Here is a 9,423-nt window from a genome sequence, read left to right as displayed (position 1 = left end):
CCCCTTCGAAGCCCAGCTCAAACGAGCTGGGCTTTGTGCTTTTGGGCTGCGGTAATGGCCATGCCCCATGCTGGTAGATTGGTACTGATCATGAAGAAAATTGCCGCTAACTTGCGGCCCTGGTCATGAGCACAGTCAAACAAAAAGCCACCCTAGGGTGGCTTTTTGCATTGGTGCGCTTAGCTTTCCGTCAGTAGTCGTTCCAGCGTGAGTCCGGTGGATGGCTGTACCGGGTAGTGAGTGAAGGTGAGTGTCAGGCCGGTTTCATCTGCGGCAAAGTGGGCTGGATAGCCCAGTGGCAGGGTGGTCTTGTCATGAATGTGTCCGAAGGGGATGCCGGTGAAAACGGGAATTTTTAGCTGGCTGCGTATTTGAGCAATCACGGTGTCCAGCGTGTAGCCTGCATCGTAGGCATCCACGATGCGGCCCATGGCGAAATCGCCCAGGAAAATGGCTTTTTGGCGTTGCAGGATGCCGGCCAGGTAGAGCTGCTGCAGCATGCGTTCCAGACGGTAGGGCTGTTCTCCTACGTCTTCCAGAAACAGCAGGCCGCCTTGGATGTCTGGCAGAAAAGGGCTGCCGACCAGGCTGGATAGTACGCTTAGATTACCGCCCCAGAATATGCCTTCACCTGTTGCTGTGCTGGTTTGTGGCGTTGGTGTGAAGACAGTCCAGTTTTCGCTTGTTGTTGCCTGAATGAAATGCTGCATGGTCATCGGGCTGAGTTTGCGGCCACCAAAGTCGCTGTACAGCATGGGGCCGGCGAAGCTGCCAACACCCCCTTTGGCTAGCAGGGCAAGCTGAATAGCAGTGAAGTCGCTATAGCCCATGATCTGCGTGCCTGCTTCCTTGAGCATTGGGCACAGTCGCTGGTAATCAATGTCCTGCAGCAGGCGGCATGCGCCATATCCACCACGACCCGCCAGCAGCATGCGCGGCATGTCTTGCCGCTGGGTCAACTGGTTGAGGTCTTGCAGCCGTTCCTGATCGGTGCCGGCGAAGCGCTGGTACTGTCGGTCTATGGCGTTGCGGTTGCTGATACTGAACCCGGCTTGCTGCAAACGATCCACACCATGTTGACGCTGCAAGGCGTTGGGTAGTGTTCCTGAGCAGGCAAGTAGCGCAATTTCGTGGTTTTGCATGGGCATGGCGTTAGGTGTAGTGGTAATGGTGGTGGGCCGTGTTGGCGTGCCACAGGCTTGCAGCAGCCCGGCACCGGCAACGACCAGCCCATGTCTTAGCAGGCTTCTGCGGGTCAGCGCTGTGGCTGTCGGGATTGATGAAGGCAAGTGGTTTCTCTGGCAGGGTTCAATTCTGCTGTTGGCGAATGGCCAGCAAGGCCTGGTTGCGTAGCGTCTTGAGAAGATTCAGTTCGTCTGGCCGCAAGGGCAGGCTGTGTGCCTGCTTTTTATCGCCGTAAAGAAAGCCTATTTTCCTCTTTTCCAGCACCAGCGGAAAGATGATAAATGTCTGGGCAAGATTGAGTTGTCTATACCATGCCGGGATATGGCTACTGATGGCAGCAGCATTGGCGTCTTCGATAAAGATGTCGACATTGCGTTCCATGGCGATGCAAAACGCATTGTCCTGTTGCTGCAGGTCCACTTTGAAAACCGGCAGCAAGGCTGCGGTGTTTTCCCCAAAACCAAAGCGGGCATGGAGAACGTTCTGTCGCGGGTCCTTGGTGCAAAGCACTACGTGATCAAAGCCTACTGCGCGGTACATGATCTCCAGAATCATCCGCAGCAGGTCGTTAAGCTGGTAGTTGCCGAGCAGGGTGGTCGTGACTTCCTGTATGCCACTGGATAGCAAGGATGTGGTGGCCGGGCCGGAGGCGAGGCAACTGGATTCCAGTTCGGCTGCCGGTGCGGCTGGCTTGCTGTCCGGATGCGGCCCCAGTGTGGCGCCTTTCAGCTGTTGGGCCTTGCCCTGCACATGTGCTTCATTGCTCCATTCATGCAGCGTGCTGGCAAATTCTGCCTGGGTTTCGGCAATGACGGCATGCAGGCTGTTGATTTCCAGTGGCAAGGCGCGCGCATAGCGGGTGAGGAGTTGTTGGGCCTGTGTGGTGTTTGCGGTGCCGGGGCTGGACAGCAACTGGGTAAGCTCTTGCGCCAGGTTTCCCAGCATGCGCAGCCGGGCGGCATTGTGCTGTGGCTGTCGAACCGGGCCTGGTGTGTAAGGTTCCAGGCTGCTGACGATGCGTTCGGGAAAGCTCCATGCCTCGGCAGTGCTGGCACCAAGTGTGGCATAGGATATGCCTAGCGTATGTTGTACTGCCTGTGCCGGGCTGCTGCCGGTGTCGGTTTTCTTGCGGATCAGGTGATATTCATTACGGAAGTAGTACACGCACAGCAATTCACCCAGTTGCTGGAACATGCCGCATATCAGTGCTTCTTCTGCCTCTTGCATGCGGCAGTGCCGGGCCAGGCTGCGGGCCAGCAAGCCACAAAACAGCGCGCTGGTGGCGACATCACGGACTTCCTGGGCATGGCTGCGGTTGTGCATGTGTTCAAACAGCAGCAGCGTCAGGGCCAGGTTACGGATGGTGTCAAACCCGAGAATGACGATGGCGCGCGAAATGGTGCTGACTGCACCGCCGAATTGGCTGAAATTGGCAGTATTGACCACCCGCAGCAGTTTGTTGGTGAGCGAGAAATCCTTGAGGATGATTTCCGCCAGTACCTGCAGTCTTTCACTGTCGGCATTGCCGATGTGGTTGATGGCATTGATGGCCTGCGACAGCGCGGGGAAGTCCGGATTGTGACGCATGCGCTGCAATAGTTGCTGCAATGCAGCCTGCTGATTGCCCTCGCTGCGGATGAAGCGTTGCTGCCGGACCAGCCAGTCTTGCAACTGGGCGAGGGCGGCACGGCTGACTGTGCTGGCTGCTGCATGGCAATCCAGCAAGCTTTGGCATAGCTGGTGCAGTTCCGGGTCCAGATCCGGACGGAATTGTTGTAGTGGCAGGCTGCCATGCGGCCGACCAGTGAGCAGGCGGTAAAACAGCTGCCCCGTCTGTCGAACATTGTCTTGTAATGATGCTTCGTCCGTTGCGGTCGTGGCTTGCCCGGCCAGCAGGCAGGCCTGTCCTTGCTGGTCCAGGAGAATGTGTTCTGCATCCAGTCGCAGCAGGATCAGTTGATGTCGCTGCAGGTGAAGCAATGCTTCCATGCAGTCGCACAGCATGCCGGCGGCTGTGCGGTCATCCGGTTTGCTGACCAGTGTGTCGCTGAGCAGCTGGTTGTCACCCATCGGGTAGCAGCTGTATTGCTGCCCAGCCAGTTGGGTTGTCGTGTCCGGGCTGGCAAGCAGGCCGTGTGCAGGTGCCGGGCGGTTGTCAGTGGCTGTCAGAGGATCCAGCAGATAGCGCTGGCCATCCAGGCTGCACAGTAATAGCACGCTGCCATCGCGGCACTGGATACGGCGGCTGACCTGGAATTCCGCATTATTGTTGTCGCGGTTCATGATGTTTTCTCCCTGCTTGTCACTATATGGCGAAACAGGCTGCAAGGCATGGCTTAATCAGCATTGCGTTATTGCTCTTTGGACTGAATTTTCACTTAGATAGTGCATATTGATATATCCAACTGATTTTGGAAAAAAGCAGTGCTTCCGGTACATTGAGCGTCAAGCAAACCATCATGCTGTGCTCGCCAAGAGTGCAGACAGGCCAGGAACAGGCGGGAATCATGAACATCAGTCAACAAAAGCTGACTCATCTCAAGCAGCTGGAAGCCGAGTCGATCCACATCATCCGTGAAGTTGCAGCGGAATTTGAAAATCCGGTCATGTTGTACAGTATCGGCAAGGATTCTGCCGTGATGCTGCATCTGGCGCGCAAGGCTTTTGCGCCGGGCAAGCCGCCGTTCCCGCTGATGCATGTGGACACCACCTGGAAGTTCAAGGACATGTACGCCCTGCGCGACAAGCAGGCAGCCGAAGGCTGGGACCTGATCGTGCATGTGAATGAAGAGGGCGTGAAGGCTAACGTCAACCCGTTCACCGTAGGCAGTGCCAAGCACACCGACGTGATGAAGACCGAAGGCCTGAAGCAGGCGCTGAACAAATACGGTTTTGACGCGGCATTTGGTGGCGCGCGCCGTGACGAAGAGAAGTCCCGCGCCAAGGAGCGCGTGTATTCCTTCCGCGACAAAAACCACCGCTGGGACCCGAAAAACCAGCGTCCGGAACTCTGGAACATCTACAACAGCAAGATCGACAAGGGCGAGAGCATCCGCGTGTTCCCGCTGTCCAACTGGACCGAGCTGGATATCTGGCAGTACATCTATCTGGAAAACATCGACATCGTGCCGCTGTATTTCGCCGCCGAGCGTGAAGTGGTCAACCTCAATGGCACGCTGGTGATGATTGATGACGACCGCATTCTGGAATACCTGACGCCCGAGCAAAAAGCCAGCATCACCAAGAAGCAGGTACGTTTCCGTACGCTGGGCTGTTACCCGCTGACTGGCGCGGTGGAGTCCACTGCCGCCACGCTGCCGGAGGTGATCCAGGAAATGCTGCTGACCACCACCAGTGAGCGTCAGGGCCGTCTGATCGACCATGATCAGGCCGGTTCGATGGAAAAGAAGAAGATGGAAGGCTATTTCTAAGCCCGGCTCCATCCGTCACCACTCTGAAGAATTGATGCTCATCGCCCTGGCGGTGGGCTACAGCGGAAAGAACGATCATGTCTCACCAGTCCGAGCTGATTGCCAGCGATATCCTGGAATACCTGAAGCAGCATGAAAACAAGGACATGCTGCGCTTCATCACTTGTGGCAATGTCGATGACGGCAAATCCACCCTGATTGGCCGCCTGTTGCACGACTCCAAGCTGATTTTCGAAGACCAGCTGGCGGCGATCGAGCGCGACTCGAAAAAGTACAACACCACCGACCAGGAAATCGACCTGGCCTTGCTGGTGGATGGTTTGCAGGCCGAACGTGAGCAAGGCATCACCATCGACGTGGCCTATCGCTACTTCAGCACCGAAAAGCGCAAGTTCATCATTGCCGACTGCCCGGGCCACGAGCAGTACACCCGCAACATGGCTACCGGCGCGTCTACCTGCAACCTGGCTGTGATCCTGATTGACGCGCGCCGTGGTGTGCAAACCCAGACCCGTCGTCACAGCTTCATCGTCAGCCTGCTGGGCATCAAGCACGTGATTGTGGCCATCAACAAGATGGACCTGGTAGAACACAGCCAGGAAGTTTACGACCGTATCCGTGAAGAATACCTGGCCTTTTCCGAACACCTGACCATTCCGGATATCCGCTTTGTGCCAATCTCCGCCTTGCGTGGTGACAACGTGGTGACCCGCAGCGAAAACATGGGCTGGTATCAGGGTGCCACCCTGATGGAGCTGCTGGAAAGCGTACAGGTAAGCCATGACGTAGCGCTGGAAGCCTTCCGTCTGCCGGTGCAGTACGTCAACCGCCCGAATCTGGATTTCCGCGGTTTCTGCGGCACCGTGGTGGCGGGTGAAGTGAAGCCGGGTGACGCCATTGTGGCCCTGCCGTCCGGCAAGCGCAGCAAGGTGAAGGAAGTGGTCACCTTTGAAGGCAATCAGCCCTCTGCTTTTGTCGGTCAGGCCATTACCCTGACATTGGAAGATGAAATCGACATTTCCCGCGGTGACATGATTGTGCGTGCCGGCGAGCAGCAACCCAATGTGGCGCAGGCATTTGACGCCCATGTGGTGTGGATGGCCGAGGCACCGCTGGTGGTGGGCAAGGAATACGGTTTCAAGCTGGCGGGCAAGGTGGTGAGCGGACGTGTGGCTGCCATCGAGCACCGTGTTGATGTCAACTCGCTGCAACAGTTTGACGCGCAAGAGCTGGCGCTGAACGAAATTGCCCTGTGCCGCGTGGAGCTGAACGCGCCGGTAGTATTTGATGCCTATGCCCAGTGCCGTGGCACTGGCAGCTTCATCATCATCGACCGCCTGAGCAATGCCACTGCTGCTGCGGGCATGGTGACGGCTGCGGCCGAGTCCAGCGCCGAACCGGTGAGCGACGAGCTGGCCCGCCTGCGTGCTTTCGAGCTGGAATTCAACCAGCTGGTGCGCAAGCACTTCCCGCACTGGGAAGCCAAGGACATCAGCAAGCTGCTGAAATAAGCCAGCCTGGTTGTCCGACAAAAGCCGACCTGCTGGTCGGCTTTTTTGCGTCTGCAGGGTATGGAAACAGAAATGCCACCTCGCAGGGTGGCATTGCGTAATGGAGCGAGGAGTCGGGAGCGGTTTAAAGATCGCCGCCGGTTTCCAGAATGAAGCTGGCCTTGGCATCCTGGCCCAGGTGTTCAACCAGATAGGGCATAACTTCCTTGAGCATGGCGGGCAGGGTCCACGGCGGATTCAGCAGGAACATGCCGCTGCCGTACATGCCAAAGCCGTCTGCCGATGGCGCCTGCACATGCAATTCGGCGCGCAGCCAGCTCTTGGCGGGCAGTTTTTTCAGCTCTTTGGGTAGCTCCTTCATCTCGGCGCGTTGCAGGCAGGGGTACCACACGGCGTACACCCCGGTGGCAAAACGCTTCAGGCCTTCTTTCAGTGCGGTCACCACATGCTGGTAGTCTCGCTTGTCCTCATACGGCGGGTCAATCAGCACCAGGCCACGGCGCGGTGGCGGTGGCAGGATGGCCTTGATGCCTTCAAAACCATTGGCCTGTTGCAACTGGGTGCGACGCGGATGGCCGCCAAAGTTCTGCTCCAGCAGCTGGAAATCAGTCGGGTGCAGTTCGAACAGGCGCAGTTTGTCGCTTTGCGGCATCACGGCAGCGGCGCACCAGGGTGAGCCGGGGTAGTAGCGCAGTTCGCCATCCGGGTTCATTTCGCGTACCACGTCCACATAGGCCGCGACCGCAGGGGGCAGGTCGGTACGGTCCCACAGGCGGGCAATGCCGCTCAGGTATTCGGCATTTTTGGCCGCATAACCCTCTTGCAGCGCGTAACCACCGGCACCGGCATGGGTGTCGATATACCAGTAGGGTTTGTCTTTCTGGCCCAGGTAGTCCAGTACGGCAATTTCAATCAGGTGCTTGAGCACGTCGGCGTGGTTGCCGGCGTGAAAGGCGTGGCGATAACTCAGCATGCATCAGCTTTCTAAGACAATGGCGGCATTGTAGCGGATTTGGCTGTCCATCAGACGGCGGTCAGCCAGTTGGCGGGCAGGGCCTGTTCCCAGCCCAGTGCACGCACTACGCTGGCAAAGTCTTCTGCCAGCGGGCAGGTCAGCTGGATGGCTGCGCCGGTCTGCGGATGGGTGATCTGCATTTCCATGCAGGCCAGCAACATGCGCTGGCTGCCAAAGTGCTCGGCAAACATGCGGTTGTGCACGCCTTTGCCGTGGGTGGCATCGCCAATGATGGGATGGGCGATGTGCTTCATGTGGCGGCGCAACTGGTGGCGGCGGCCGGTGAGCGGGGAGAGTTCCAGCAGTGTGTAGCGGCTGGTGGGGTAGCGGTCTACTGCAATGGGCAGCTCCACCGTGGCCAGGCGGCGGTAGTCGGTTTGCGCCTCCTGCGGCCCTGGCTGCACCTTCTCGCCCAGCCAGGCCAGGTCGTCCACACGGCGGCTGAGGGCGTGGTCGATATGGCCGGATTCAGCCGGATGGCCGCGCACTATCGCCAGATAGCGCTTGCTGACTTCCTGGCGTTCGAATTGCCAGCTCATCTCACGCGCACTGTCCTTGTCCAGCGCAAACAGCAAGACGCCGGATGTGCCCTTGTCCAGCCGGTGTACCGGATAAACGCGCTGGCCGATCTGGTCGCGCAGCAGCTGGATGGCAAAGCGGGTTTCGTGGCGGTCCAGTTCGGAGCGATGTACCAGCAGGTTGGATGGCTTGTGGATGGCGATCAGCTGCGGGTCGCGGTAGAGGATGGGTAGCATGGTGGTATGGTCAGGAGCAAGGCGGCGATTGTAGGGCTTTGTGCCCGGCTTGGATATGCGGCTAGCCATGACGTGGCTGATTTGACACAGCAAGGGGTAGGGGGAAGACAGTGCAATCTTGCCTTGCACCGGTCAAGTCGTCATATTTTCTGTTTTGTCATGGCATGTTGGCATGTGTTTTATGGCGTTGGGCGCAGCATGCTGCGGTTTTGTTGCGCGCAACACCCAGCTTTGCGACAGGGTATTTCAAAGTCGAGAGGAAAATGTTTACAGTCAATTTCCCCCTCATTACAATTCGCCGCGCCCATCAGATTGAAATACCGCCTTGTTGGCTGATTTCGGTTTAGCTACAACAAGGTGATGTGTGCAAAATAGCCAATGCGGAAGGTGGGGCTTCCCGAAGCTGCCTGTGCTGGCATGTCCGGCACAAGCCTGTTGACCAACAAAACCAAGAGTTCCTGATATGACCATTCAATTGAAACGTGCAAGCCTTGCCGTTGCCCTGTCCGTACTGGCTGGCACAAGCTTTGCCAAGGATTTCAGCCCGGCAGTGATTTATGACCAGGCTGGCAAGTTCGACAAGAGCTTCAACGAGGCGGCGTTCAACGGCGCAGAACGTTTCAAGAAGGAATTCAAGATCAGCTACCGTGAGGGCACCATCGCCTCCGAAGCGCAGAAAGAACAACTGCTGCGCAACCTGGCACGCAAGGATGCCGACCTGATCGTCTCCGTCGGCTTCTCCTTCACCCAGGCGGTGGAAACCGTGGCCAAGGAATTCCCCAAGGTGAAATTCACCATTATTGATTCTGTGGCCAAGGGTCCGAACGTACAGAGCATCGTGTTCAAGGAACAGGAAGGCTCCTTCCTGGTGGGCATGGCTGCTGCGCTGGCGTCCAAGTCCGGCAAGGTGGGTTATATCGGTGGCATGGACGTGCCGCTGATCCGCGCCTTTGGCTGTGGTTATGTGCAGGGGGCCAAGTACGCCAACAAGAAAACCGAAGTCATCCAGAACATGACCGGTACCACCCCGCAGGCTTTCAACGACCCGGCACGTGGTACCGAACTGGCCAAGAGCCAGTTTGACCGTGGCGTGGACGTGGTGTTTGCCGCCGCTGGTGGCACTGGCCTGGGCGTGTTGCAAGCCGCCAAGACCGCAAACAAGCTGTCCATCGGCGTGGACAGCAACCAGAACCACCTGTACCCGGGCTTTGTGCTGACTTCCATGGTGAAGCGCGTGGACAATGCCGTGTACGACACTTTCAAGTCCGCCAAGGATGGCAGCTGGAAGCCGGAAGTGAAGGTGATGGGCCTGAAGGAAGGTGGTGTTGACTGGGCGCTGGATGCCAACAACCGCAAGCTGATTTCCGCCGATATGGAAAAGAAGATTGGCGCGGCCAAGAAGGACATCATCAGCGGCAAGCTCAGCGTGGTGGACTATCGCACCAACAACAGCTGTCCGGTGAAGTAAGTCTTTAGATGACCTTTTCCCGGCTGCGGCCCGGGAGGACTGCAGGCACGATGGCTTC

7 protein-coding genes are annotated in these 9,423 nt (G+C 57.8%); 3 read left to right on the top strand and 4 right to left on the bottom strand.

Annotation, left to right across the window (positions count from 1 at the left end):
- Nucleotides 1–179: 179 nt before the first annotated feature.
- Nucleotides 180–1,142, bottom strand: coding sequence for an LD-carboxypeptidase (locus tag ACE3SE_RS17055; RefSeq protein ID WP_374557064.1), 963 nt, complete (start codon nt 1,140–1,142; stop codon nt 180–182).
- A 166-nt stretch (nt 1,143–1,308) separates the two neighbouring features.
- Nucleotides 1,309–3,468, bottom strand: coding sequence for an HDOD domain-containing protein (locus ACE3SE_RS17050; RefSeq protein WP_374557062.1), 2,160 nt, complete (start codon nt 3,466–3,468; stop codon nt 1,309–1,311).
- A gap of 224 nt (nt 3,469–3,692) precedes the next feature.
- On the opposite strand from ACE3SE_RS17050, the gene cysD reads away from it, so the two are divergent.
- Nucleotides 3,693–4,616 (top strand): sulfate adenylyltransferase subunit CysD, encoded by a 924-nt coding sequence (gene cysD, locus ACE3SE_RS17045; protein ID WP_045848721.1) that lies wholly within the window; start codon nt 3,693–3,695, stop codon nt 4,614–4,616.
- A gap of 77 nt (nt 4,617–4,693) precedes the next feature.
- Nucleotides 4,694–6,127, top strand: a complete 1,434-nt coding sequence (gene cysN / locus ACE3SE_RS17040; RefSeq protein ID WP_374557060.1) for a sulfate adenylyltransferase subunit CysN — start codon at nt 4,694–4,696, stop codon at nt 6,125–6,127.
- 124 nt (nt 6,128–6,251) lie between these two features.
- Here cysN and ACE3SE_RS17035 read toward each other — a convergent pair whose 3' ends face one another.
- Together ACE3SE_RS17035 and ACE3SE_RS17030 are read right to left on the bottom strand one after the other, a co-directional pair.
- On the bottom strand, nt 6,252–7,100 hold the full coding sequence (locus ACE3SE_RS17035) for a 23S rRNA (adenine(2030)-N(6))-methyltransferase RlmJ (RefSeq protein ID WP_374557058.1): 849 nt from the start codon (nt 7,098–7,100) through the stop codon (nt 6,252–6,254).
- Between the two features lie 50 nt (nt 7,101–7,150).
- Nucleotides 7,151–7,897, bottom strand: a complete 747-nt coding sequence (locus tag ACE3SE_RS17030; RefSeq protein ID WP_374557056.1) for a tRNA pseudouridine(65) synthase TruC — start codon at nt 7,895–7,897, stop codon at nt 7,151–7,153.
- A gap of 463 nt (nt 7,898–8,360) precedes the next feature.
- On the opposite strand from ACE3SE_RS17030, the gene ACE3SE_RS17025 reads away from it, so the two are divergent.
- Nucleotides 8,361–9,365 carry a BMP family lipoprotein gene (locus ACE3SE_RS17025; RefSeq protein WP_045848108.1) on the top strand — a complete coding sequence of 335 codons (1,005 nt, stop codon included), beginning with the start codon at nt 8,361–8,363 and terminating at the stop codon, nt 9,363–9,365.
- Nucleotides 9,366–9,423 lie beyond the last annotated feature (58 nt).

Origin of the sequence: Aquitalea pelogenes, assembly GCF_041914625.1 — a bacterium.
In the GTDB taxonomy this organism is placed as follows: Bacteria; Pseudomonadota; Gammaproteobacteria; order Burkholderiales; family Chromobacteriaceae; genus Aquitalea; species Aquitalea pelogenes.
Note: the sequence above shows the minus strand (reverse complement) of the source record. Positions and strands in the feature narration are given on the sequence as shown.